General features: G+C 37.9%; 23 protein-coding genes and 1 tRNA gene. 12 read left to right on the top strand and 12 right to left on the bottom strand.

All coding sequences use genetic code 11. The features are described 5' to 3' along the window. Window positions 1–14 precede the first annotated feature (14 nt). Together NXG61_RS01555 and NXG61_RS01550 are read right to left on the bottom strand one after the other, a co-directional pair. A complete protein-coding gene (locus tag NXG61_RS01555; RefSeq protein ID WP_307223715.1) occupies window positions 15–2,699 on the bottom strand; it encodes a TrlF family AAA-like ATPase in 2,685 nt (894 codons plus the stop codon). Window positions 2,700–2,795: 96 nt separating this feature from the next. Continuing rightward, the gene (locus NXG61_RS01550; RefSeq protein ID WP_432748966.1) at window positions 2,796–3,245 is read right to left on the bottom strand and encodes an ATP-binding domain-containing protein; all 450 of its coding nucleotides are present in this window, start codon (window positions 3,243–3,245) and stop codon (window positions 2,796–2,798) included. A 153-nt stretch (window positions 3,246–3,398) separates the two neighbouring features. On the opposite strand from NXG61_RS01550, the gene NXG61_RS01545 reads away from it, so the two are divergent. Beyond that, window positions 3,399–4,531, top strand: a protein-coding gene (locus tag NXG61_RS01545) for an IS3 family transposase (protein WP_307223719.1) whose coding sequence is annotated in 2 segments (ribosomal slippage) — window positions 3,399–3,666 and window positions 3,666–4,531 — 1,134 coding nt in all. Because the reading frame shifts where the segments join, the coding sequence is not laid out codon by codon here. Window positions 4,532–4,661: 130 nt separating this feature from the next. Here NXG61_RS01545 and NXG61_RS01540 read toward each other — a convergent pair. Then, window positions 4,662–5,624: a LysR family transcriptional regulator gene (locus NXG61_RS01540; protein WP_196604452.1), complete on the bottom strand. Its 963-nt coding sequence runs from the start codon at window positions 5,622–5,624 to the stop codon at window positions 4,662–4,664. Between the two features lie 134 nt (window positions 5,625–5,758). On the opposite strand from NXG61_RS01540, the gene NXG61_RS01535 reads away from it, so the two are divergent. Continuing rightward, entirely contained in the window at window positions 5,759–6,619 is an 861-nt protein-coding gene (locus NXG61_RS01535; protein WP_196604453.1) for an aspartate/glutamate racemase family protein, read from the top strand. 33 nt (window positions 6,620–6,652) lie between these two features. Continuing rightward, complete coding sequence (locus tag NXG61_RS01530; protein WP_196604454.1) at window positions 6,653–7,234, top strand: IS256 family transposase; 582 nt, start codon at window positions 6,653–6,655, stop codon at window positions 7,232–7,234. A gap of 166 nt (window positions 7,235–7,400) precedes the next feature. Here NXG61_RS01530 and deoC read toward each other — a convergent pair whose 3' ends face one another. Beyond that, a complete protein-coding gene (deoC, locus tag NXG61_RS01525; protein ID WP_307223722.1) occupies window positions 7,401–8,114 on the bottom strand; it encodes a deoxyribose-phosphate aldolase in 714 nt (237 codons plus the stop codon). A gap of 236 nt (window positions 8,115–8,350) precedes the next feature. Here deoC and NXG61_RS01520 point away from each other — a divergent pair, with 236 nt between their 5' ends. Beyond that, a complete protein-coding gene (locus NXG61_RS01520; protein ID WP_307223723.1) occupies window positions 8,351–9,163 on the top strand; it encodes a GntR family transcriptional regulator in 813 nt (270 codons plus the stop codon). A 183-nt stretch (window positions 9,164–9,346) separates the two neighbouring features. On the opposite strand, the gene NXG61_RS01515 is transcribed toward NXG61_RS01520, so the two are convergent. The 4 genes from NXG61_RS01515 to NXG61_RS01500 form a co-directional block, all read right to left on the bottom strand. Next, window positions 9,347–10,501, bottom strand: coding sequence for an MFS transporter (locus NXG61_RS01515; protein WP_196604457.1), 1,155 nt, complete (start codon window positions 10,499–10,501; stop codon window positions 9,347–9,349). A 208-nt stretch (window positions 10,502–10,709) separates the two neighbouring features. Continuing rightward, window positions 10,710–10,904, bottom strand: a complete 195-nt coding sequence (locus NXG61_RS01510; protein ID WP_196604458.1) for a hypothetical protein — start codon at window positions 10,902–10,904, stop codon at window positions 10,710–10,712. A 253-nt stretch (window positions 10,905–11,157) separates the two neighbouring features. After that, complete coding sequence (locus tag NXG61_RS01505; RefSeq protein ID WP_307223726.1) at window positions 11,158–11,877, bottom strand: SDR family oxidoreductase; 720 nt, start codon at window positions 11,875–11,877, stop codon at window positions 11,158–11,160. Window positions 11,878–11,939: 62 nt separating this feature from the next. Next, complete coding sequence (locus NXG61_RS01500) at window positions 11,940–12,476, bottom strand: flavin reductase family protein (RefSeq protein ID WP_196604460.1); 537 nt, start codon at window positions 12,474–12,476, stop codon at window positions 11,940–11,942. A gap of 161 nt (window positions 12,477–12,637) precedes the next feature. On the opposite strand from NXG61_RS01500, the gene NXG61_RS01495 reads away from it, so the two are divergent. The 4 genes from NXG61_RS01495 (at window position 12,638) to NXG61_RS01480 (ending at window position 17,722) form a co-directional block, all read left to right on the top strand. Next, entirely contained in the window at window positions 12,638–13,525 is an 888-nt protein-coding gene (locus NXG61_RS01495) for a LysR family transcriptional regulator (protein ID WP_307223729.1), read from the top strand. Window positions 13,526–13,959: 434 nt separating this feature from the next. Next, window positions 13,960–15,645: a methyl-accepting chemotaxis protein gene (locus NXG61_RS01490; protein WP_432748993.1), complete on the top strand. Its 1,686-nt coding sequence runs from the start codon at window positions 13,960–13,962 to the stop codon at window positions 15,643–15,645. 220 nt (window positions 15,646–15,865) lie between these two features. Continuing rightward, complete coding sequence (locus NXG61_RS01485; RefSeq protein WP_196603170.1) at window positions 15,866–17,047, top strand: ATP-binding protein; 1,182 nt, start codon at window positions 15,866–15,868, stop codon at window positions 17,045–17,047. A gap of 504 nt (window positions 17,048–17,551) precedes the next feature. Beyond that, window positions 17,552–17,722 (top strand): hypothetical protein, encoded by a 171-nt coding sequence (locus NXG61_RS01480; RefSeq protein WP_370871651.1) that lies wholly within the window; start codon window positions 17,552–17,554, stop codon window positions 17,720–17,722. 68 nt (window positions 17,723–17,790) lie between these two features. On the opposite strand, the gene NXG61_RS01475 is transcribed toward NXG61_RS01480, so the two are convergent. Both NXG61_RS01475 and NXG61_RS01470 read right to left on the bottom strand, forming a co-directional pair. After that, window positions 17,791–17,866 (bottom strand) — tRNA-Thr (locus tag NXG61_RS01475). Between the two features lie 170 nt (window positions 17,867–18,036). Further along, entirely contained in the window at window positions 18,037–18,465 is a 429-nt protein-coding gene (locus NXG61_RS01470) for an OmpH family outer membrane protein (RefSeq protein WP_196603185.1), read from the bottom strand. A 222-nt stretch (window positions 18,466–18,687) separates the two neighbouring features. On the opposite strand from NXG61_RS01470, the gene NXG61_RS01465 reads away from it, so the two are divergent. The 4 genes from NXG61_RS01465 (at window position 18,688) to metA (ending at window position 22,518) form a co-directional block, all read left to right on the top strand. Further along, window positions 18,688–19,350 (top strand): HAD family hydrolase, encoded by a 663-nt coding sequence (locus tag NXG61_RS01465; RefSeq protein WP_307223735.1) that lies wholly within the window; start codon window positions 18,688–18,690, stop codon window positions 19,348–19,350. An 18-nt stretch (window positions 19,351–19,368) separates the two neighbouring features. Next, window positions 19,369–20,553 (top strand): iron-containing alcohol dehydrogenase, encoded by a 1,185-nt coding sequence (locus tag NXG61_RS01460; protein WP_196603187.1) that lies wholly within the window; start codon window positions 19,369–19,371, stop codon window positions 20,551–20,553. Then, complete coding sequence (locus tag NXG61_RS01455) at window positions 20,519–21,475, top strand: radical SAM protein (protein WP_307223738.1); 957 nt, start codon at window positions 20,519–20,521, stop codon at window positions 21,473–21,475. The genes NXG61_RS01460 and NXG61_RS01455 overlap by 35 nt, the downstream gene beginning before the upstream one ends. An 83-nt stretch (window positions 21,476–21,558) precedes the next feature. After that, window positions 21,559–22,518 (top strand): homoserine O-acetyltransferase MetA, encoded by a 960-nt coding sequence (metA, locus tag NXG61_RS01450; RefSeq protein WP_196603188.1) that lies wholly within the window; start codon window positions 21,559–21,561, stop codon window positions 22,516–22,518. A 122-nt stretch (window positions 22,519–22,640) separates the two neighbouring features. Here metA and polA read toward each other — a convergent pair whose 3' ends face one another. Continuing rightward, complete coding sequence (polA, locus tag NXG61_RS01445; RefSeq protein ID WP_307223740.1) at window positions 22,641–25,283, bottom strand: DNA polymerase I; 2,643 nt, start codon at window positions 25,281–25,283, stop codon at window positions 22,641–22,643. Between the two features lie 25 nt (window positions 25,284–25,308). After that, the gene (locus tag NXG61_RS01440; protein WP_307223743.1) at window positions 25,309–26,331 is read right to left on the bottom strand and encodes a L,D-transpeptidase; all 1,023 of its coding nucleotides are present in this window, start codon (window positions 26,329–26,331) and stop codon (window positions 25,309–25,311) included. Window positions 26,332–26,521: the final 190 nt, after the last annotated feature.

Here is a 26,521-nt window from a genome sequence, read left to right as displayed (position 1 = left end):
AAGTGTTTTTATGATCATTTATACAAATACTTTTCTTCTCTTTTCTTGAATGCGCTCTCTCCACCTTCCATAATTTCGCATATTCCAGTTCTAATATTTTTTTCTTCTAAACAGCCAGCTTTTTTATGATTTTTAAAATAAATTTTACCAGTATTCTCACGCTCTAAAATAATAATCCCTTCTGCATCTCCCAGCACAGGTATATTAGGATTATGTGTTACAATAATTATTTGACGTTTATTTTTTATTTTTCTTATCGATTTAACTATCAAATTATATATAAGGCTATTATCTAAATCATCTTCTGGCTGATCTATAATTAAAGGATTTTCACCACTACTCATAATAAATGCTAAAATTGCCGCACTTTTTTGCCCTGGTGATCCTTCATTAATATCAATATCACCTGTTTTATCACTAATTTTTATAGTTACCATATCTTCTGGAATAACTTTTATTATAGAATTTAACGTATTATTATTCTGTTTAGTTGTCCATATATTAATAAATCTAGGATCTGAAATACTCTGACAAAAATCTGATATATTACCATTTTTCGATGTAAGCAAAAAGAAAATAAATTTTTTATAATGTTCAAATTTTGCATCATCATTTAATATAAATTCTACTAATTTCTCAAATTCATTATCGAATACGTTCTCCTTACCTAGTTCTTTTTGCAAACTTTGTTTCCATCTATTTTTATGACAAATAGGTATGATTTCAATTTTTATACTATCTAAATCCAAAGACTTAATAATATTTGCTCTTTCTTTAGTTAAATCTAAACGTGCAGTTAAATACTTTGATATAGTACTATTGATTTTTTCTTCTATTACTATCTGTTGTTTCTCAATATCTAATAAATTACTTTCTTGATGTTTGTTTTCTAAAATTTTATCTTGTAAAGTTTCAATATCTTCACTTCCAGTATTTTTTACTTTTTCTAATGCCATTTTATACTGAACATCAATTTCATTTTTTTCCTTTACTATATTACTTTTTTCTAACTGTAATCCAATTTTTTCTATTTTATCAATTTCTTGATTTATTGTTTTTTTTACAGTCTCATATGATTTTTTTACATCGCTTAAAATATTTTTTGCGTCATCACAAATTAGTTTATCTATATCTTCGTCCACAACTAATTTTTTTTCAAGATCATCTATTTTTATTTGTAAACTATCTGCAATATTAGTTAAACAACTTTCACTTTCGTTTATTTCGTTTCCACAAATTTCATTAATGTTATATATTTTATCTTTCTTAGCTCTAATATTTTTTATGTTACTTTCTTCATATTTTTTTAATATTGAGGTAACTTTACTAATTTCTGCCTTTATCCCTGGCAATTTAGTAATTTTATTTCTATTATTTTTATATTCTTCTGACAATGCCAATAATTCAGTTAACATTTGCTCTATACTATCATTTATTTTATATAGTTTAATACTTATTTTATCATCGATTAACTGTAATAATGGACTTTTAATATTTTCATTTATGTTATTTTCATCTTCTATTAAATTAAATATTTCTTTTTGTCCATAAAAATCTATTTTAAACTCGGGAGGATCAATTAAAATACCTGATTTATTTTCATATGAATATTCTAAATTACCTTTTTCTTTTCTACTCGTAATTTGATAGGGATCTTCATTTCCAAAATTGAAATAAATATCTATCCCTCCCCCATTTTTCATTGTATTTTTTAAAACTTTACATTTATTTAAATCTAAGTTTGAATCCAATCCATAATTTATTGCATTTACTAAGGTTGATTTTCCTGTACCTCTACTACCAATAATACAATTTAAATGTGGTGAAAATCTCAAGTTTATATCAAGTAAATGAGAAAAATTTGTTAAACAAATTCCTCCAATATAATTATAGTTAATATCATTTGGATTGAATTTATTCCCTAATTTTTTAATTTCCAACCAATTTAATGCTCTATTTTCAAAATCTATAAATACTTGCCGTAACCCTTCAAAATTTAATGCCGACAATTTTATCCATGTAAACATCTTTCCAAATCCCTCTACAGAATGTTTTGTCGCATCTTTATTTGAAGGATTATCTGATCCAGAAATACATACAGCTTCATTTATTGCATTTAATTTTAGTTTATTTTCATATTCTCTTATATCTTCTTCATTTCTTACTTCAATTGCTGAAAAGTGTATAAATTCTTGATAATTTTTTATAGTATTAATATTAGCTTTTGCAAGTCCTTTATTACTTGCAAAATGTGCTGGTATTACAAAAACTTTATCTTTTAATTCCATATACAAATCTTTTAATTCATTTTCTGAAATATATTTTTCAGTATTCCCCCAGTTATTTCTATCTATTCCTAAATACTTAATTACTGCATCTTCTATTTCATTTGTTGTCAATGAATCATCAAAAATGATTAGAATATGTGTGAATGCTGCTGACACACATACTTCTATCCCATAAAAAACTTTAAAATTTTTTTCAGGATCAAAATCATCATGGTTCTCATATTTATTCTTTAAACAATCTATTTTTCTAATAAAGCCAACAGAATTATGATCAGTTATAACAACTGCATTCATTCCTGAATCTTTAGCTGCCTCTAACCACTCATCAGCGGAAATATTCTTATCTAGGAAACAATTACTCGCAGGTGTATGTGTATGAAAATCTATTTTATACCATTTTGCTAATGCCATCTTTTCCTCATTTCTTAGTTCTTAATCTTTTTTTTACATATATTTTATAGTTTGCTCCTTTTTATTGTTTTTTTCAACTGTATTTATATGTTTGTACTATCTAATTTTTATTTTATTAACATCATCAATTTTTCTAACCAATTTTTTTATTGATAAATATAATTCATTTTCACAATCTATTTTGCGGAGAATTTTTACTTTTAAACTATCATCCTTTCTTTTAAAATTATTTAAACTCAATTTTCTGGCAAACAAACTAACTTGCTGATCTATTTTACACTTAGAATTAGTATAAATACTTACTTCATTTCTTGCTCTACTTATATCCACATAGTAATTATTTCGACTATTCAGCTGTTTTTGTAATGAATCCATATTTATTATAACTTTATTGGCTGTAATGCCTTGTGCTTTATGTGTTGTCATAGCATAGCCATGATCAAAGTGATTATAATTACCTACATTGATTTCTATATTTTGATCATTACTTTTAATAGTGAGTAAATTATCCTTTATATCAATGATTTTTCCTGTTTGTCCATTCATTACACCTAACTTATAGTCATTTTTGAAAAAGATAATTTTATCATTAACAGTGAAATTACGCTTACATTCATTGGATGAATAGGCTACAATGAAACTGGACAGATTTTTTAAGGGCATATACAATAATTTCATATAAAGAAAGGAATTTTTATTATGTCCGAAAAAAAACAACCTAGACCGCGACGTACTTATACGTCAGAATTTAAACAACAACTTGTTGATCTATATCGCAGTGGTAAAGGCAAATGTGATATTGTCCGTGAATACGATATTGCCAGCTCACTCCTGGATAAATGGATTGCGCAGGCAGAACATTCCGGTTCTTTTAAAGAGAAAGATAATCGAACTCTAGAACAACAAGAACTCATAAACCTTCGTAAGCAAAACCAACAACTAAAAATGGAGAATGATATTTTAAAACAAGCTGCGCTGATCTTAGGACGAAAGTAAATGTGATAAAAGCAAATACTCACAAATACTCTGTATCAGCAATGTGCAAAGTCCTAAAAATCTCTAGAAGTACTTACTATTATGAAGCTACGCAGAAAACGGATGAATCCGAGCTGACTGCAGCCATAATTGCTATATTTAAAGCGAGTCGTTCTAATTACGGAACTCGTAAAATCAAACAGGAATTGGCCAAGATAGATATGTATATTTCCCGCCGTCGAATCAGTAGTATAATGAAGCAGGAAGGGCTTGTATCCACATATACAACAGCCCAATTTCATCCACAGAAGGATACCTGCAACGAAGCAAAAGCAGCTAATGTTGTAAATCGTGAATTTGATAAGCAATCCTATAGAAATGTAGTAGTAAGTGATTTAACCTATGTTCGTGTTGGAACGAGCTGGCATTATATCTGTGTACTTATAGACCTCTTTAATAGAGAAATTATTGGTTATAGTGCTGGTCCACATAAAACCGCAAAACTTGTAAAACAGGCATTTATGACGGTAAAGGAAAGTCTAGAAAACATCCATATTTTTCACACGGACCGTGGAAATGAATTCAAAAATCAGCTGATTGAAGAAATGTTGGAAGTCTTTGAAATCAACAGATCTTTGAGCCATAAAGGATATCCCTATGACAATGCTGTTGCGGAAGCAACTTTTAAAATAATCAAGACTGAATTTGTAAAAGATCAGACCTTTATGAATCTATCTGCATTAAAATTGCAACTTGCTGATTATGTGAATTGGTTCAATAATCATAGAATTCATTCCTCGCTTGGTTACTTAACGCCAGTTGCGTATCGAAAAAATAACCTTAAAAAAGTGGTTTAGTTTACTGTTGACACTCCAATAAAGGATTTATAGTGTTTGAAAGCAATTTACCCAAGACGTTATTGTGAGCAGAATTATAAATCTTAAAGTGGCCGGCAGAAATTTTTCTGTCGGCTTTTGTTATGTCTTTTTATAAGATATGCATTGTGTTTATATTTGCGTTTTGCGCTAGCTTTATGAATTCTTCCATGGTTCTAGTAATATATTTATTTTGTTTATTATAGAAAAATACATTACGAAATGTGTAAGGGGAATCAATTTTGTAATATAGCATAGTTGAGTTACCGTTAGCTTTTTTTACCAACGTATCACTGATGATAGTGGCGCCCATGCCATAACAGGCCACATTATAAGCTGTGGCAAGCTGGTCTAATTCTAAAATTATTTTGGGTATGAGTTGGTTTTTTTTGAAAATTTTATCGGAGCGTATTCGCGTGTCGTTTCCTGACCTTAAGAATATGAATGGTTCATGGGCGAATATGGATAAAGGTACGGATTTTGTCAAGGGATCCAGATGTTTCTCATGGTGAATGTCATTTATTGACAGCTGATATGGAAGCGCGCGAGTATTGGCAGAAAGGTTAGGCGGTACAGCAAGGATGAGATTTTCACTGCAGAACAAGTGCTTTTGATAGATTGCCTCATCTAATGGATAATTATCAAGCACAAAATCCAAAGTACCGGAAAATAATAATTCTTCAAGTTGGGCAGAAGCTGCTTCGATGAGACGGATTTTAATTGATGGATATTTGTCGGTAAATTTTGTTATTATCTCTGGGAGAATAAAGGAGGCAAAAACATTACTCGCACCAATGGAAAGACGGCCCGTTTTCAATTGATTTAAGTTGCTTAAATAATTTTCAAATTGGATTTCTATGTCCATAATAGTTTCAGAAGCTTGTATATATTTTATGCCGGCATCTGTTAGCTGAACGGCTTTACTGCTTCGATCAAAGATGGTACAACCAATTCTGTTTTCAATTTTTTTGATGGCAGCACTCAGTGCAGGTTGGCTGATATATAAATTTTGAGCGGCTTTGGAAAAACTTTTTTCTTTATATACTTCATAAACATATTCCTTTCCTTTAAACACGGTATACCTCCTAATAATATAACTAAATGATTATACTATTTATACTAATAGATATATTTGATTATATTTTAGATAGAATTTATAATAAAATCAAGTTGAAAAATGATTTATGTTATATAACAGGAGCGAAAAGAATGAAAAAGTCAATTGGTATTATTGGTGGTATGGGAGCAGCAGCTACCTGTGATTTATTCAATAAGATTATTACGATGACGCATGCTGCATCAGATCAAGAACAGATACATGTTTTAATCGACTGCAATACAAATATTCCAGATAGGACAAAGGCTATATTAGGAAAGGGAAAAGATCCTGTGCCTGAAATGGTGAGAAGCGGAATCCGCTTGCAATCAATGGGTGCTGATGTATTGGTAATGCCATGTAATACAGCACATTATTTTTATGATAAAATTACACCGTTTTTTGATGTTCCGTTATTGAATATGTTAAAATTGACAGTAGAAGAAATACAAAACAGAGGAATAAAAAAAGTTGGGTTGTTAGCAACTGACGGCACTATACAATCAGGTGTCTATCATACGGTATTGGCAAAAGCAGGGATAGATATAGTTGTTCCGTCAGCGATAAAACAAGTAAATGTGATGGATATTATTTATAATGGAGTAAAGGCATCAAAAAAAAATATTAATCTAAATGGATTTTATGAGACTATGGATGATCTTTTTGAACAGGGAGCAGAAATATTAATATTGGGATGTACTGAGCTACCAATAGCATTTAAAATTTTCCATATTGACAGAACAGCAATTGATCCCACTGTGGTACTGGCGGCAGCGGCAATTCGCTTTGTTAATGAACCTTTAAAAAATGAAAATTTTCAAAAAGCAGCAATGCGGGAAATGATGAAAAATTATTTAAAGAATATCAATGCTAATATTCGTGATGGTGCAGATGTTAAAAATATTATGAGGTATATGCCGATGTTTTTATGGATGCCATTCATTACCATGTTCGTTGTGATGGGCATATTGTAAAACGGGCTGTTTTATATTGCCCTTGGCATAGATATGGACGGGCATAAAGATGTTTTAGGCATGTATGTTGGCGAAAATGAAAGTGCAAAATACTGGCTGTCCATAATGAACGAGTTGAAAAACCGTGGGGTAGAAGATATTCTAATAGCTTGTGTTGACGGTCTCAGTGGCTTCCCACAAGCTATTGAAGCAGTGTACCCTCAAACAGAAATACAGCAATGTGTAATTCATCAAATACGCAGTTCAACAAAATATGTATCTTATAAAGAAATAAAAGCCCTGATGGCAGACTTAAAACTGGTATATGCTGCTCCAACAGAAGAAACAGCATTAGCTGAGCTTGATCATTTTAAAGAAACATGGGATAGTAAATATCCTAAAATTTATAAATCCTGGCATGAAAAGTGGGCTGTTTTAGCAACATATTTTAAATATCCACTTACCGTCAGAAGGCTCATTTATACCACAAATACCGTAGAGGGATTTAACTGGCAGCTTAGAAAAGTTACTAAATCCAGGATAATTTTGCCTTCAGATGACAACCGTTTAAAAATGCTGTATCTGGCAATGATGGATATTACTAAAAAAGTGGACTGGAGTCAAATAAGAGCTTAGTTGGAAATTTATTTTGAAGAACGTCTTTCAGACAGGGATGCTTAAAGGGCATCACTTTTACAAGCAATGCCTTTAAATATATCACTATTAAATTTATATTGGCTTTTGACGTTTACACAAAACTTGAAAAACTCTCAATTTTCGCTGCCGCACCCGCCAAAAGACATTACTTTTTATTTATGCTTAAAATGATAGGTGTGGACCGGAAGCCGACGCCCATTCGATCTATGCCCATATCAATAAGCCTCAGGAAATGTTCTCTGGTGCGTATGCAGCCGCTGCCCTTAATTTTGATGCGGCCATTACAGGTATCAAGCATCACTTTAATGATTTCCGGCGATGCACCGTGAGTTTCGTGGCCTGTTAAGAATCCTGTGCTGGTCTTGACAAAATCAGCTTTTGCCGCAATTGCGCATTCGCAGGCTTTCTTAACCTCATCTACTGTAAGTGCATCGGTTTCAAAAATGACTTTGACTTCTGTATTATATTCGTGACAGACATCAACGACTGCCGCAATATCCTTTGTCACATCATCCCATTTGCCGCTGCGGATCCAGCCAAAATTCGCCACGATATCAAGTTCCTTGATCTTCCAGTGGCTGCAATATTCACGTGCTTGCAGAACCTTAGAGCTGGTCGTACTGGTTCCAAATGGAAAATCACAAACAACACAAACAGCAGTATTTGTTCCTTCTGTGTACTCAGCAGCTATGGGCAGCGACGAAGGATTGATGCACACTGTTGCACAGCCGAAATCTACCCCTTCTTTAATATACTGTCTTATATCCTTCTCAGTAAATTCAGGTTTTAATACGGATTGGTCAATGTAGGCGGCGAGTTCTCCTGTCGTCATTTCGCTTGCTTTTTTTGTCGGTTTCATAATTTATTTCCTTCCTTTATAATAAATGTATGATACAATTCATACATTTATTATAAAGGCTTTATTTAGATAATTCAAGTATATTTTATTTTTTTTATTCCTCCGGGCAGGCATATACAGCAGCTGCCATATATGCCTGCCTCAAAGTAAAAACTATGTCTTTCCAGCGGCTTGATGAATAGAATAAATTTATGATAAACTTAAGAAAATATTTAAAATATGTGAGGAATAAAAATTTGGACATTGATTACTTTAAAAGCACATTCCATTTTTCTGCAGAAAAAAATATTCCCTTATATGAGCAGCTGATCGCCTATATAAAAATCCAGATACAGCAGGGCGTCCTGAAGCCCGGTGATCAAATGATCACAGAAAATGATCTATGCGGGGCGTTGAATATCAGCCGTACAACTGTGCGTCAGTGCATGAATCGGCTGGTGGAAGAAGGATTGCTTATTCGTCAGCGCGGAAGGGGCTCCTTTATTGCTAATCCTAAGCTAAAACGCAATATTAATTACCTGTACAATTTCACAGAAAACATGCGCAGTATAGGTGCCTCTCCTACTTCCGTCGTACTTACGAAAGAAGTGTCCAATATAACTAATAAACAATTGATCACTTCACTGCAGTTGCCGGAAACTGATCCGAGAGCATTTCATCTGCTCAGGCTGCGGTGTGCCAATGGAACACCCCTGCTTTTGGAAAACACATATATTCCTTACTATCTTTGCAGCGGAATCGAACAATTCAATTTTGAAGCTGTTTCTCTGTATGACACATTAAGCAGCCATTATTCACTTAACCTGTACCATGCTTCGGAAACGATAGAAGCTATTATAATCAAAGGTGCCGTCGCCAAGCTTCTGAAATGCAGCTCAAATACTCCCGGATATCAAATTGAACGCGTTTCTCATCTTGACTCTGGCTACGTGTTTGAACTGACAACCTCCACTACCAGGGCTGATAAATGTATATTTCGTTTGGAATTATATAAAAATGCAAATTTCAGCAAAAATAAGCTGGATTTTCAGCGCAGCATACATATATAATGCAAAAAGGATACTCAATAATCCGCAGCAGTCAGGCTGCATTGTGATAATATTCATTGGTTCCGGAAAAAAATCAAGGCTTCCGAAAATTTCGGAAGCCTTTTCATATTATAATCTGTATTCACCTGTGAATACACTGAAAAGTGAATAGTAAAAAACAATTTGCAGACCATAAACCGTATTTTACGTGAGCTTTCTGAATGTATAGCAGGCGATGCCCATTTGCAGTATTATCAGCGCGGCAAGCAGCCCAAACGAAAAATAAAGGCTTGTCTGATGGGCAATAAATCCTATGATGGCGGGTCCGGCCAGAGATCCCAGATAGCCCAATGTACTTACAGCCGATACTGCCGCACTGAGCGGCATAACAGTCTGACGGCCCAGCACAGTAAAAAATATTGGCACGACATTGGCGCAGCCCATGCCTATAAAAAAGAATCCCATATATATGCACGGCTGGACCGGTGCGTATATAACCAGCAAAAATCCGCCCGCTGAAAACGCACTGCTGACTGCCATAATAAATTTACTGCCGAATTTTTGGACAAAACGGTCGCCAATCAGGCGCATAATGAGCATCGCCATGGCAAAGGTCGCAAAACCGGTGCCTGCCAGTGAAATATCAAAGCCGCGCACTGCCGTAAGATATATGCCGCTCCAATCCATCATAGCACCCTCGACTAAATATGCAATAAACAAAATAACGCCCACCAGTGTAACAATTCCATGCGGAATGGATATAAGTGGACTTTTGCCAAGATCAGTACTGTTATCTGAAAGATAACGCGAGAAAACAAGAATCAATCCCATTACGGCAAGTGCCGCACATAAGGTTGAGATAACCGGAGATGCGCCAATCCCGAGCAGTCCACTGGACAGGCCGGCCCCGGAAAAGCCGCCGATGCTCCAGAACGCATTCATATTTGACATAAGACGATTGCCGGATGCTTTTTCCAAAGCAATCGCATGAATATTTGTTGTGGTGGCAACACTGCCTATTAAGGCACCGAAACACAGCAACGTTATTACTGCAATCCAGAATGAAGAAATCCAGCTTAATGCAACGAGAAAAACCGCAAACAGCATGCCCGCAGTTTTTAAAATTTTTCTGCAGCCGAATTTTGCCGCTGCCGCACCGCAAAAAGGCATCGTCAAAAAAGAACCGATGCCGATGCATAAAAGCAATAGTCCCAAGACATCTTCCTCAACCTGCAGGCGCAATTTTAAAAATGGCACCAGCGGTGCCCATGACGCCGTTCCGAAGCCGCCGATAAAATAAAATGCGCGTGTGGCGTACAGCTGCCGGGCCATTGATTTTCCGCCTGATCCGATTTTCATAAAAATTCTTCCTGCCTTATTCATAAATTCTTTAATCACAATAAGTATAATAAAATTTCACTGCCAAGACAATACAGCTAATTCATAATGACTCGAGCAGAAAAGCCATGAGCAGCCGAAAGAATTCAAATACTAAATGTGGAACCAATATTGCTAAAAATCAAAAACTCTTTTCAGGTTTGGCATAATAAAAAAGTCTATGCCCATTTTATAGCTTGCTGTACCTGCCCACAGAAGCAGTGTTTCCAGAAGAATCAGTAAAGGATTCATACTTGACCGTGCCCGCCAGCAGATAATTGTAATTCAGCAGCATTCCCAGCAGCAAGGCAAGCGGAGTCAGAATTCCGCATAAAAGGGCAATATCCGCCGCCAATTCGCCAAATACAGTAAAATAAGTGAACAATTCTGCGTGAGGCAGTGAAATATATTTTACGAAAAATGCATAATAGGCAAAGTGTTCATATATACTAAGCTCCTTTACAGTTTTCTATTTTTTATTCCACTTATCTGATACCAATTAATTTTTTCGGATTTTCAGGCATCACACTAGAGCACTTAAAGGATATATGGTCATCAGGAAAGATTTTTATTTTGCCTGTTTATCGCCGCAGCGGTATTCCAATGCCAAGCAGCACCTTATCCTGGCGGGCACTTTATTATACATGTCTTGCGCCTCCCTCTACATGAATAGTTTCACCGGAGATATTTCCGGCATTGAGCAGCCATATGGCAGTATCTGCAATATCATCCGCGGTGCCGGCCCGTCCGACCAAACTGGATGATGCTGCACTCTCCAGCAAATTCTTTTTATCCTGTTCCGCAAGGGTATCCCATGTACCGGAATCCGTAACACCCGGAGAAATCGCGCTGACGCGAACAGGCGCCAGTTCCTTTGCCAGCTGCGAAGCCAGAAAAGCAACCGCGCCGTTTGTCACTCCCATAACTGTATAACCGGGAGAAGGTGTCCACGCGGCTACGCCGGAAAATAAAAGAATAGAGCCTGTCGGAGGCATAATCGGGATAAAATGCTTTGCCAGCAGCATAGGCCCTATTACCTTCGCTTCAAACGCAGTAACTATTTTATCATGCTCCAGCTCCCCAACCGGTACATTATGGTGGGCGGAAGCAGTTATCACCACATGATCAACATATCCCAGTTCAGCTGCCGCAGCGGCAATCGTTCCCTCATCTGTGATGTCTACATGGATCGCGCTCGCAAAGGGAAGCTGCGCGGCAGCCTTAGCGGCCTGCTCAAGATCACGTGCTCCGATGACCACTTCTGCGCCGGCTTTGCTTGCCCGCTGTGCGACTGCCAGTCCCAAAAATTTTGAACCGCCGATGACCAATATCTTTTGTTTGTCAAGCTGACCTCTCATTTTGATCTCCTCTCACTCACCAAATTATATTTTACACATTGCTTTAAGCCTCAACGGCTCTTTTATTCTATAATATATGCACTGACGATTTCCCCGTAATAAACAGTATGAAAATCCTTATTCGCATCATAGAAAAAGCTGTCCACATCCTGCGGATAATATTTTTTCTTAGTTTCTTGCGCAATGGCATGTTCATCCTGCTTCTGTACATAAATAGCCCGGCACTCAAGCGTCAGGGGAAGTTCCCTGACAGCAGGAACAGCTATGATTTCCGGCGCTTCCAGAGTTAAATTCAAAGCCTCAATTTTATCAACATCACGGCCGGATTTTGTTCCGCAAAATCCCAATATTTTTTTATTGAAATCGCCATGCGGTATATTGATCGTAAATTCCGGATTCTTTGCCAGCTGGGAGCTTGTAAACCGATTTTTTCTGATAAAAGCCGTAAAGGTCGACTTGCCCCAGACAACGCCCAGATTGCCCCAGCCCACCGTCATCGTATTTACTTTATCCCCCGCCTTTGTAGTCAGCAGAATACCGGTGCTGAGCGCCTTTATGATCTCACTGGCATAATCAAACACTTCGATTTTCTTCTTCATAGCCTATGCTTCCTCCTTAAATTTTAGCAGCTTATAGACAAGCCAAATAAATTATATTACCATATTACTTATGTATAGCATAAACTATACTTCAGCATTTGCCTAATCGTTGTTGTATATACCGGGTATAGCAAAAAAGCATATCCCTAAGGAGAAAAATAATGATCAGTCTTGAACAGATACGATATTTTTTGGAAATAGTCCGCTGCGGCAGTCTGAATAAGGCATCCGAACAGCTTTATATTTCACAGCCTTCTCTTTCAAAACAGCTGCAGCAGCTGGAGAAAAAACTGGGCTGTGAGCTGCTCAATCGCAGCTATGACGGCGTAGAGCCCACACCGCAGGGAAAGTTTCTTTATGAGCGAATGAGCGGCGTGCTGGATGAATTTGACAGGGTAATCGGACAGGTGCAGCATTTAAAAAAAATGAACCAGGTGCACATCGGAGGACTTGCCAATCTTGTGACATACTTTCTTCCTCAGTATATGGATAATCTGCGGGCAGGCGGACATAATCAGGTTATTGTTGATACTTGTCTTTTTAACCGGGAGCTTGTCGATGGAGTCGAAAACGGCAAATTCGATATAGTTCTGCTTTCCAATGCAGAACCGCAGCAAAACATCGCCGTAATACCGCTCATGACAGAACCGCTCTGTGCGGTATTCCCTGTGACTCATCCTTTATACCACCAGAAAAGTATCAGCTTCATGGATATCATCGCACACGAAAAGCTGGTGCTTTACAAGGATCCCTGCACTATCCGCGCTTCTATCCGCAAACAGTGTAACCGCATGAAAATCACGCCCAATATTGTGATGGAGCTGGATCTGACAGAATCGCTCCTGGGGTACGTAAGCCGCGGAAAGGGAATAACACTGCTGCCTTCAATTGTAGCAAAGGGAATCCAGAATCCCTCCATCGCTGCGCGTGAAATCAGTCGTATTCCGGTCTACCGGGAGATTTCCGTTGCCATGCGAAAAGAAAATGTGCCGGTTTATCTTCCAATGTTTTCAAAAGATACTACGAGTGTAAACTGGAAAAAAAGCTGACGAATATCTCCTGAACAGTATTGTAATTTCATTATTTTTTATTTATGTATACTTTTGTTTTGCAAAATCAAATAGAAAAAATTTCAAAATATATTAATATATTAGAATATATGCCTCGATTGTTAATAAAAACGTTAAAATTATACTATAAATAACGAATTGAAAAGATTATACAAAAAGTTTAATGTTAAATATTTGTTATAAAGCTGTTATTTTTTTTAAAAGGGATCTATAATATTTCTAAAATAATGTATAAGAAGCCTTGGCTTGGATAATTGAAAAACATCAATTATCCAAATTGTCATATTTTCGGTGAACAAAAATTTATTCTGAATGAAACTCACCGCAATGTATGTTTTTACCATAGCATGTGAAGCTGTTGATGACCAGATTTTACCAAAGTTAATTTTCAGGGAAGGAATCATATAGTGAATATGGAAAATATGAAGATCCGGTATAAAATTATAGCAGGCTATCTGCTTATTGCTCTTGTTTTTATAGTTTTGTGCGTGTGTGCAATTTACGGCTTAACTCATGTGCGAGATCAATACAATAAAATTGCGGAGGAATCTGATATTACAATTATTTCGTTAAAAGAAATCGAATTTTATTTTAGCGGACAGGCAAATGACGAAAGAGGGGCGCTTTTAACCGGGAGTCCCGAATTTCGCGGAGAAATTCAGGAAAAAGCCAGTAAAGTCAAGGGAAATATAGGAAAGATACAACCTTTCATGGAATCTGCAGAGGAAAGGGAACTTCTGCAGCATATAGAAGAAACGCATGATGCGTTTACCAAAATAAATATTCAGGTACTGGATCTTGTGGATAAAGGAAATACAGCTGCAGCAAGGGAGTTATCTTTTTCTCAGGGGCGTGACATGCGCAAGCAGCTGACCACCTCATTCGATAAGCTCGTACAGGAGGAGCAGAAAAAAAATGAATCTATCCGTCAGAATGCCCATGTTTTTATGCAATGGTTTCTATGGACAGCAGTGACGGCAAGCTGTGCAATGGCCGTGGTTTGTATTGTCCTGGGGATATTGCAGGCTAAGCATATACTGGCTCCCATTGAGGCAATGACTCAGGAAATGAAAAGTGGCAGCATCAAAGCATCTGGGCATAAGGGAAGTGGTGAGATCGGCAACCTGCTTGATGCTTTTTACAATTTGGGTTTAAAATTGAAAAACATGGTTTCCGGTATACAAGGGGCATCCGAACAGGTTGCAGCTTCGGCCGAACAACTCACTGCAAATGTTGAGCAATCGTCTGATACCATGAACAGGGTAGAGGCTTCTGCAGCTCAGGTAGCCATTGCAGTAAATCGTCAAAAGCAGGAAATCAGTGTTGTGGAAAAAAGCATTAATCAAATGTCCCAAAATATGGATATTGCCGTGAAAAATACCGAAGAATCGACAAAATGTGTTAATGCTGCGCTTAAGGCAGTTGACGCCGGAAAAGAATCTATTAAGGGAGCCATGGCACATATGGAGCTGATAAAATCGATAACAGAAGAGTCAGCATCATCAATTGCAGGATTGAACAAACAGTCTGACTCTATAGGACAAATTGTTGATGTCATTGCGGGAATTGCTGGGCAAACGAATCTCCTGGCACTCAATGCTGCCATTGAAGCTGCCAGGGCAGGCGAGCATGGCAAGGGGTTTGCGGTGGTGGCGGAAGAAGTCAGAAAGCTTGCCGAACAATCACAGCTGTCTGCTGCCCAAATTACAGAACTCATTACAGCAATGCAGGACGAAACTCAAAAGGTCGTTGAAAATATACAGCAGGAAAAAGATACTGTCGAAGCCGGTACAAATATTATTAACAAAACGGGTACAGTAATCAATAATCTGCATAAGAGCAACGAAGTCGCCGATAAGCTGGCGGAGAAAACAGCTGCGGCGATAAAGAATATTGCGGAAGAAACACACTCAATAATAAATTCAGTAAAAGTCGTCCAGCGTGAAGCAGAACAGGCGGCGGTTGAAGCCGAAAAAACGTCGGTCTCTGCTGCGGATCAGTCGGCAGCAATGAGAGAAATAGCAGAAAGCAGCGATAATCTTGCCAAAATAGCAGTTACGTTGCAGCAATCTGTGATGGAATTCACTGAAGAAAATTAACAAGAAACAATTAACCAATTTATAAATTAACAAAGGACTTAAGCAAAAATATAGCCCATGCTGCCGGATATCTGATTCTATCTGATAGATCAGCCGCTAAAAATAGTACACTGGAAAATACTCTTAAAATATAAGAAAAATATGGCGTAATATATTATTATAAGTCTGTATAAGCTATAATATACTATAATAGAAAAAATATACGGGGGGATAATATATTATGCTGCCAAATCCATATCGTCCGGGTGCTGGAATGACACCGGCTTATCTTGCCGGACGCCATGAAACTATAAATGAAGCACAGTCAATTTTAAAGGCAGTAAATGTCGGCTATGCAGCCCGTTCTGTCATATATTATGGTTTAAGGGGGGTTGGCAAGACCGTTTTACTAAATCATATAGAGAATATGGCAGATGAGCTTGATGTGCCATCCGAATATATGGAAATAGCTGAACGCGGTTATTCTTTCGGACAGCATCTTACTTTACATGTGTCGAAGCTCATTAATAAGCTTAGTCTGAAAAAAAATATTGCCGACCATGTAAAAAAGGCTTTATCGATATTAAAGGCTTTTTCCCTGAAATATTCATACGGTGATGAAATTTCTATTGAAATTAATCCCGGGATAATACCGGCTAAGGGAATTTCTGATACCGGAGACCTTGCTAATGATATGACAGAATTATTTTTGGCGCTGGGCAGCATTGCTCAAAAAGAAAACAAAGGCGCGGCCATCTTCATTGATGAAATACAATATATGCGTTTAAAAGAGTTTGAAGCTTTGATGGCGGCACTGCACCGGATAAATCAAAAAGGTTACCCTTTGGTTATCTTTGCGGCCGGGCTTCCTAAAATAGCCAAAATCGCCGGAGACGTAAAATCCTATGCCGAAAGATTATTTTCATTTGTTGAAATAGACTCGCTTGCTCCCAAGGAAGCCATTGCAGCACTTTGTGAGCCGGCCAGACGATTTTCCATAAACTATGCAGATGAAGCATTAAATAAAATTCTGACTGTTACCGGTGGTTATCCCTACTTTCTGCAGGAATACGGTAAATGGATATGGGAGGAAAATAATGATGCTGGGCTTATAACAAAGACCGTAACAGATAAGGCTTACGCTAAATTCGAGCAAAGTCTTGATGATTCATTTTTCAAGGTGCGTCATGACCGGGCCACACCAAGAGAACTGGAATTTATGACTGCCATGGTCAGATGTCGGACACTGCCGTGCACCACCAAGGAAATAGCCGCAGCCATGAACGAAACTATACAGGCAATATCACCTCTGCGGGCACAGCTTATCCATAAAGGCTTTATTTACGCGGCAGAAAGAGGAACAGTAAACTTTACCGTTCCTCAGTTCGATAAATATTTAAAACGTGTTCATATTATAAATTAACAAAGAAACGATTTTATGATAACGGCATAAAGCCAGAAAAGAGATACCGTACCGAACTTTTTAGAAGCACTTATTGTCAGATTCAGAGAAGCAGTGCGTATCGAAAATGAAATAAAGAAAATAAAAGGCCTGCCTATTGCCAAACATGATCATGAAAAAAACGCACCTTGTATTGAATATCCGGACGGAAGAAAAGAATATGCCTAAAAACCCGAAATAATAGTATTTGCCGGACCTAATGGCAGCGGAAAAAGCACAGTTACCCAAATGGCCAATATTATACCGCCTTATATAAATGCAGACGATATAAAAAAAGCTGTTCATTGTATACTGATCTGCAGGCCGCGCAAAGGGCTGCAGAACTGAGAAATACATTAATAGACCGGCATACAAGCTTTACTTTTGAAACAGTTTTATCCACCTCAAGAAATATAGAACTTTTAAAACGAGCAAAATGCTGCTGAAGTTCAAAAGGGGACTGTTGCTTACGCTGGGAAGTACAAACTGGCAGATTTTGCCAAAACATGGTACAAAGATTATTGCCTGAAAAATTTGGCTCCTAAAACTCAGCATTCATATAATAATCACATTAAAAATCGCATTGTTCCGGCATGGGGGCATATTGACATGGTTAAACTCAGAACCTGCCTGTTTTTCACAATAAGGGATAAATAAGAGACAAAACCCTGTTTTCGGGCAAAACAAAAAGGCTTCCGAAAACTTCGGAAGCCTTGATTTACATATGGAGCTGGCAATAGGAATTGAACCTACGACCTGATCATTACGAATGACCTGCTCTACCAACTGAGCTATGCCAGCAGACAACGTATATATCATAATCGAAAGATAGTTTTTTGTCAAGAACATATTAAAACGGCAATCATACAGAACAGTCTCTGCGGCAGCAGATGGACTGCAGATGATTGCCATTTGTTATATTTGAAAATTGTGAAGCCAGTATAGAGAATAAAAATGAAAAACATTTTTATTTACATTGTTTTGAGTTTAGCAATTACGTCTTGAGTAATATCTTCTGTTCCATAGAAAACTACAGAATTGTCAAGGACCGCATCCAAATTTTTTGTTTTCGCTACTGCTTCGACAGCTTTTGTTATGTTGTCGCGAATGGGCTTAAAAAGTTTATTCTGTTGTTCGGTAACCTGTTGATTCAATTTATCGAAAAGAGCTTTTTTTCCATTGTCATCAAGCGATGCTGATTTTTCATTGAATTCATTTTGAGCTTTTTGACGTGCAAGATCAACAGCAGCATTAGTGGTCTGCATATCAGGATAACTTGCAATGACTTCGCTCATATTAATGGAACCAAGACTAGCTGCCGATGCCTGTGCGGGTGAATAAGTTCCATAAATGCATATGGCAAATACAGCTGCAAAAACAATGCTGAGAATTTTGTTCATGATTCATGACCTCCATTTAACTATTTATAGCGTAATTTTATTAATAAGACTACTGTTAAGTGTACGTTATCAGTTGATTTTTAGCAAGTTTTTTTTTCCGTTTGATAAAATATTATAAGGGGAAGACGAGGCGGCTGAATGGCAGTTTTTTCATATGGCGGAAAATGACACTTCAATTAAAAAATGTTATAATATTAGTATACTTTTTTAAGGATGATAATTATGAAAGCTGTAATTTTTGATATGGATGGGGTCATTGTGGACAGCGAGGCTGCCCATATAAAGATGAAAATACAGGCATTGGAGGAGTATGGCATAGCGTGTTCACCAGAAGAATGCATGCCATATTTTGGTCGGTCTTCTAATGCCTTTTTTAGTGATTTTATAAAAAAATCCGCAGCGCATATTTCTTTACAGGAGATTGTGGCACGCAAGCATCAATTGTTTTTACAATATGTAGCTAATGATGGAAATGTAAATCCTATTGAAGGTGCCTTGGAGCTTATTCATGGTCTTCGAAGAAATAATATTCCATTGGCGCTGGCATCATCGTCTGTACGTTCTAATATAGAGTGGTTCTTAAAAAAATTTGGTGTTTTTGATTGTTTCGATGTGGTATTAAGTGGGGCAGAGCTGTCAGAAAGTAAACCAAATCCCGAAATATATTTATTGGCAGCTAAAAAATTGGGAACAGGACCGCAGGAATGTGTGGTAATAGAGGATGCGGAGGCCGGTGTAACAGCGGCAAAAATGGCCGGCAGTTATTGTATCGCCTATTGCAATCCAGTTTATAAAAATTGCGGGCAGGACGTGTCCTCGGCTGATATGCTGGTAAATTCCTTAACTGATATTTCGGCAGAGCGGATAATAGGCATAAATATATAAATTTTGGAGGCAGGTATTATGAATAGTTTTGAATATTGCTGTCCTACGGAAATTGTTTTTGGTAAGGATGCGGAATTGAAGGCAGGGGAAAAAATAAGTGCCTGCGGGGCAAAGACAGTACTCGTTGTATATGGCGGCGGCAGTGTAAAAAGAAATGGTCTTTTGGATAGGCTGTGTAAAAATTTGGGGGATTCAGGCTTAAAATGCATAATTCTTGGCGGCGTGAAGCCTAATCCTGTTGTGTCTTTTGTGCGCGAAGGAATAAAGACCGCTTTGCGGGAAAAGGTAGATTTCATTATGGCTGTCGGCGGCGGCAGTGTCATAGATACAGCAAAAGCGCTGGCTCACGGACTGGCAAATTATGAACTGGATATATGGGATGACATATGGCAGAAAAAGGTGGAAATTCATAAGACTACACCGATTGCTTCCGTACTGACTCTGGCGGCAGCGGGAAGTGAAACGAGTGATTCAGCCGTCCTGACCAATGAAGAAACAGGACAAAAACGCGGATTGAGTACGGTGCTGAACAGACCGAAGATGGCTTTTATGAATCCTGAACTTACCTACAGTGCTCCTAAATTTCAAGTTGCATGCGGTATCAGCGATATCCTTATGCATACATTGGAACGATATTTTTCCAAGAGCAGGGATAATTATATGACGGATTTTATTGCGGAAGGATTAATGAAAAACGTCATTCAGTTCAGTCGTGATGCATTGGAAAAAGAAAATGATTATTTGGCAAGAAGTGAAATCATGTATTGCGGCAGCTTATCACATTGTGATTTAACAGGATTGGGCAGGCAGAAGGATTTCAGTGTTCATAAACTGGGGCATGAATTAAGCGGTAAGTTTGATGTTGCTCATGGCGCATCGCTCACAACTATGTGGGCTTCGTGGGCCCGATACAGTTATCAGACTGACATTGATCGATTTGCCAGACTGGCCGGTGCACTTTGGCAGGTAGAAAAAAATGATGCTTCTTCAGCCGCTCTTGAAGGGATCGCCAGAATGGAAAATTACTTTAAGACTATAGGAATGCCCACCTGCTTCAGTGAACTTGGCATTGGCGTCCAAAATGAAAAAGATATAAATTATCTGGCAGATATGTGTACTGACAAGGGAAAGAAAATGGTAGGCAATTTTAAACCTATTGACAGGCAGGATGCAATTAATATGTATAAAATGGCTAATCATTGATTGGAGCGCGATTGATATAAAAAACGGTGAATGTCTATTATGCCCCCGCCGCTGTAAAATAGATCGCAGTCATGATGAACGGGGATTTTGCGGGGCAGGAGCACAGGCTAAAGTAGCGCTGGTCAGTATTCATAAATGGGAAGAACCATGCATCTCGGGGAAAAAGGGAGCCGGAACAGTATTTTTTTCTCATTGTAATCTGCGCTGCGAATTTTGCCAAAACTATGCTATAAGCGCCCGGGGCTATGGGGTGGAAGTCGATGCGGCACGATTGGCTGAAATTTTTCTGGAACAGCAGGGCCGAGCTGTAGAGTGCCTGGAATTGGTAACACCCACACATTATGCGCCGATAATAATCGAAGCCTTAAAAAGGGCACGTGCTTCCGGTTTAAATCTGCCTGTTGTTTATAATACAAATGCATATGAATCAATTGAAATTATTGATGCACTGAGTGAATATGTAGATGTGTTTTTACCGGATCTGAAATATTTTTCAGATGATGCAGCAGGAAAATACTCGCATGCGCCTGATTATTTTCACTTTGCGACAGCAGCCATAAAAAAAATGACTGCTGTCGCTGGTCCTGTGATAATGGAAAATGGTCTTATGAAAAAAGGTGTACTGGTGAGACATTTGATTTTGCCCTGGTTGTATAAAGACAGTATAAAAATAGTGGAGTGGCTTTGGGCAACTTTTGGCAGTGATATTTACATAAGTCTGATGAATCAGTATACACCGGCACATAACGCATTTTCTATTTCTAAACTAAATAGAAAATTAACCACCTATGAGTATCAGAAGGTGGTTGATGCGGCGTTGGAATTGGGCATTGAAAATTGTTTTATTCAGGAAAAAAGTGCGTCTTCAACAGACTTTATTCCAAACTTTGATGGTAAGGGTGTACTACCTGTTAAGCTCTAAATATATTAAGTGTAATAGTGTACTTGACTGAAAATTAGTGCTGTGTTAGAATTAGCACAATTTATCCTATAGGAAGTGAAAAGATGCCAATAAAAATACCTAATAATTTACCGGCTGCACAAATTTTGGATAATGAAAATATATTTGTGATGGACGCCGATCGCGCATATAAGCAGGATATACGGCCTTTGCGGATACTTATTTTGAATTTGATGCCACTGAAAACAGTGACTGAAACGCAGGTCCTTAGGCTTTTGAGCAATACGCCGCTGCAGGTTGAAGTGGATTTTATATATACACAATCTTATACACCCGCACATACTTCTATGGAATATCTGACTGAATTTTATGGAACTTTTGAAGATGTAAAAGATAAAATATATGATGGTTTCATCATGACAGGTGCTCCTGTGGAAAAGATGGAATATGAGGATGTAGCGTATTGGCAGGAAGTTTGCCAGATTATGGAATGGACTAAAACGCATGTTTTTTCATCTTTTTATATATGCTGGGGAGCACAAGCAGGTCTTTATTATCATTATAAAATACCCAAATATGCTGTGGCACCCAAGATTTTTGGAGTCTACAAACATCATCTGCTCGTAGAGCATGAAAAAATTTTCAGAGGATTTGATGATGAATTTTATGTGCCGCATTCACGGCATACAGAAATTCGGCGCAGTGATATTGAAAAGGTGCCTGAGCTGACGCTTTTGGCGGAGTCTGACAGCCGTTGCGGAGTGTACGCAGTTGCGAATTTGAAAAAACGTCAGTTTTTTATAACCGGTCATGCCGAATATGATCCGCTGACTTTAAAATGGGAGTATGATCGTGATGTTGAAGCAGGACTTGATATTCAAATTCCCTGCAACTATTATCCGAATGATAATCCATCGCAAAAACCTATGGTAAAGTGGCGCAGTGTGGCAAATTTAATGTTTGCAAACTGGCTTAATTATTATGTATATCAGGAAACACCATATGATTTATCCAAGTTAAAAAAGGTACCAGAACATTGGTGTAACGGTATTCGCGAAGTTTAATATAGTAAAAGCCGCATTGATAAAGAAAGCCCCTTTTGTTTGAACTGATCCTTATGAGTTAGACTGAAAATCTAGCTTATAGGGATCGGCTCGACAAAAGGGGTTTTTATATTGAATAAAGATTATTTTGTCTGGGCCCAGTCAATTCCGGTGTTTATGTCTATGGTCAGAGGTACTTTCAATTCTACTATATTCTGCATGGTTTCATACAGGATGTTTTTTAATGCGGGAACTTCCGCTGCCACAGCTTCAATTACCAATTCATCATGAACTTGAAGGAGTATGCGGCTTTTTAATTTTTGAGCGCGGATTTTCTCCCAGGTCGCTATCATGGCCATTTTTATTATATCTGCCGCAGTGCCCTGTATCGGAGTATTCATAGCCATTCTTTCATTCTGCATGCGTATATTATGGTTGGAGCTTTTTATCCCGGGCAGATATCGCCGTCGACCAAATAATGTGGTAGTGTAACCTTTTTGATGTGCTTCTTCCACTATGTCGTCCAGGCATTTTTTCACGCCGTTATATTTGGTAAAGTAGCTGTTGATATACTCTGCGGCTTCCTGGCGGGAAATATGAAGTTCCTGAGCAAGTCCATAATCACTTTTGCCGTAGACAAGGCCAAAATTTATAGCCTTAGCGCGGCGGCGCAGTTCGGAGGTTACTTCATCAAGCGGAACACCGAATACCTCTGAGGCTGTTCGGGAGTGAATGTCCTGCTCCAGCTTGAAGGCCTCTATGAAGTTTTTATCATCAGACATATGCGCTAAAATACGCAGTTCTATTTGAGAATAATCGGCAGAAAGAAAAAGATCATAATCTTTTGCAGGTTCGAACAGGCTGCGGATTTTTTTCCCTGCTTCGGTCCTGACGGGGATGTTCTGCAGATTTGGATCGGAGCTGCTGAGGCGGCCTGTGGCGGTCACTGTCTGATTGAAAGTAGTATGAATGCGATGAGTTTCGTTGTCGATAAGTTCATACATTGCATCCAGATAAGTACTTTTTAATTTGCTCCACATACGGTAGTCCAATATTTTTTCTATTATAGGATGATGGGGGCGCAATATCTCAAGTACATCAGCATTTGTAGAATAGCCGGTTTTTGTCTTTTTCTGGACAGGAAGGCTCAGGTGATCAAAAAGTACTTCACCAAGCTGCTTGGGTGAATTTACATTAAATTCTGTTTCGGCCAGAAGATAGATATCACTTAGCAGATCGGCAATTATACTGCCTATGTCAGCAGACATATCTTTTAATTTTTGACTGTTAATATAGACACCATATTTTTCCATGGATACAAGCACCTTTTCCAAAGGCAGCTCTGTACTTTCATAAAGCTTATAAAGATTTTTTTCCTGCAGGGAAGAAATAAGAATATCAGTAATATGGCTGAAAGAAAATGCGTGCAGATAGTAGGAAGCTTCATATTCTAAGCTGGCATCGTCTTTTTTGAAATCATAAGGGAGAATTTCTTTATCCAGATATTTTGCCGCCAGGCTGGTAAGTGTATAGTTATTGGCAGCGGGATCAATCATATAAGCAGTCAGCAGGATATCGACGACTTTGCCCGATGGTGAATACCCGCAATGCAGTGTATTTTTTAGATCGTAGGTTACTTTAGTAATTGAATCGTCAAGAAAAAGGTCATCAATATATCTGTAAAACTCAGAAACACAGGGAATATACAGGACTGAATGATCATTTTCAGATGGTTGTTCTGCCATTATTCCCTGGCACAGTATATGGGGAACTTTACCTGAGAAAACCGGCAGATACGCAAAAACACCAGAAGCTTTTATTTGACTTATCAAGGAAGCAATTGACGTTTTATCGACGGTAGTATAAGTGTAATCGTTATTTTCAACAACAGTTTTTTCAGATGAAGGTTCCGCGTAAAGTTTATTGAGGAATCGCCAGATACTTTTAAGCTCATATTCGTCACAAAAAGATTTGAGCTGGGACATGTCAGGGGTTATGGCATATTTTTCTGCGGTAAAGGATAAATCCATCTCACAATTTATTGTAGCCAGCTTGTATGAAAGAAATGCCATATCCTTGTCAGCAGTGAGTTTTTCTTTTAGCTTTTTGCCGGAAATTTTGTCTATATTTGCATAGACACCTTCCAGAGAATCATATTCTGTCAGTAATTTCAGGGCAGTTTTTTCACCTACACCGAAAACACCAGGGATGTTATCGGACTTATCCCCCATCAGAGCCTTCAGATCAATCAGACGTTTGGGTTCAATTCCATATTTTTCTTTGAAGGCTGTGTCATCAAAAATCTCCGTTTCAGTTATACCCTTTTTAGTCATAATAATTTTCAGGTTGGGACGTATAAGCTGGAGCGCATCACGATCACCTGTTATTACAAGAGACTCGACACCATCAGATGCGGCTTTGGTAGCAAGTGTGCCGATTATATCGTCGGCTTCATAATTATCCACTTCGATAAAAGTGATACCCAGTGCTTTTGTAAAATTATGGAGCATAGGTATCTGACTGATGAGTTCGTCAGGTGTTTTGTCCCGGGTACCCTTGTAGTCTTTGAAAATTTCTGTGCGGAATGTGTGACGGCTTTTGTCGAAAGCTACCACAGCGTATTGAGGCTGCAGTTCATCAAGCAGCTTGAGGGCCATTTTGGCAAAACCCAAAATGGCATTGGTATATTTGCCGGATTCTGTTGTTAAAAGAGGCAGTGCAAAGAAAGCTCGATACATCAAGCTGCTGCCGTCTATGATAACAAATCTGTTTTTTGTGTATTTCATTAAAAACTCCTGTGAAAATTATTTTTTAAAGAAGATGCATCTGCTTGCTTACTCCCTTTGCAGAAGGAAAAGCTTCTTTTGGAGCATCTGTACTGCTGTTTTTGATCAGCAGACGCAGAAATTCAGGACTTTGCCAGTCCCGTTGAAGATTGAATACTTTATCCACATCAAGTAAATTTATGTAGACAACGTCATTTTTTACTATTCCGGCAGAACTGCCGTATTTGCTGTTTAGCATCTTGGATTTTTCATCCCAATCAATGGAAAGATTTGCAGCGGCAGCCAAGGCATAAGCAGGAAGATATATCCCGCTGCCCGTTTTTACAGCTTTGAATGGGAGCATACGGTCTTCAAACGCTAAATTTATGGGAAAGCCGACATAATTGGCAGAGCCGTTTGCAAGGCTTATTTCTTCTCTTATAGAAGGGATATCAGCAAAATTTTCTACACCAAAAGTTTTTAACCTGTCGATGACGCTGCCGACCGTGAGGGCCTGTGTATTATATATATCAGGATATATATAATATGCTATACTGCCATTACTGGCTTTTTCAACAACTAAACGATCATATATTATTTTTACCGGTGTACCAATTTCTACTTTGGGGAAAAGAGCTTCTATATTTTCTTCTTTGACACGCACACAGCCATTAGAAGTAAAACTGCCTATGGAAGAAGGGCGATTGGTGCCGTGTATCCCATAATTGCCGCCTATGCCTATCCAGCGATAACCCAGAGGATTATCTTCACCGGAAGGAATCTGAACGGAGAGGTCATCAGGATCTATCCAGGTAGGATTTATTTCCTTGTCAATGACTTTGAAATTCCCTGTCGGAGTAGGGGTAGCGGGTTTACCGACGGCAACGGGGTAAGCTGCTGTACAGATGTCATTATTGTAAAGTCTTATCCATCGAGCAGGGATGTTTATCAGCAGTCGGACAGGATCGACTGCCGGAGCGGCACTGTCTTGTTCCTGTGCATTGGTATGAGACAGTGGAGTGAAAAAAACAAAAAAAGCATAAAAAATGATAATAAAACAGCGTATCATTAAAAATTCAACTCTTTTCCTAAATATCCAATATAAGTCTAACATAAAATATATCATATTTAAGCCGTTATTCCAATTGCTAATAAAGAGATGAATCACAGAAAAGACATTATCTTTTCTGTGGACAATATAGTTTAAAAATATTATAATAAACGCAAGTTTAATATAAACTAAGGGGTATTATACGCAT

It is taken from the genome of Pectinatus haikarae (assembly GCF_050916305.1).
Lineage (GTDB): Bacteria > Bacillota > Negativicutes > Selenomonadales > Selenomonadaceae > Pectinatus > Pectinatus haikarae.
This window is presented reverse-complemented; position numbering and strand designations above follow the sequence as displayed.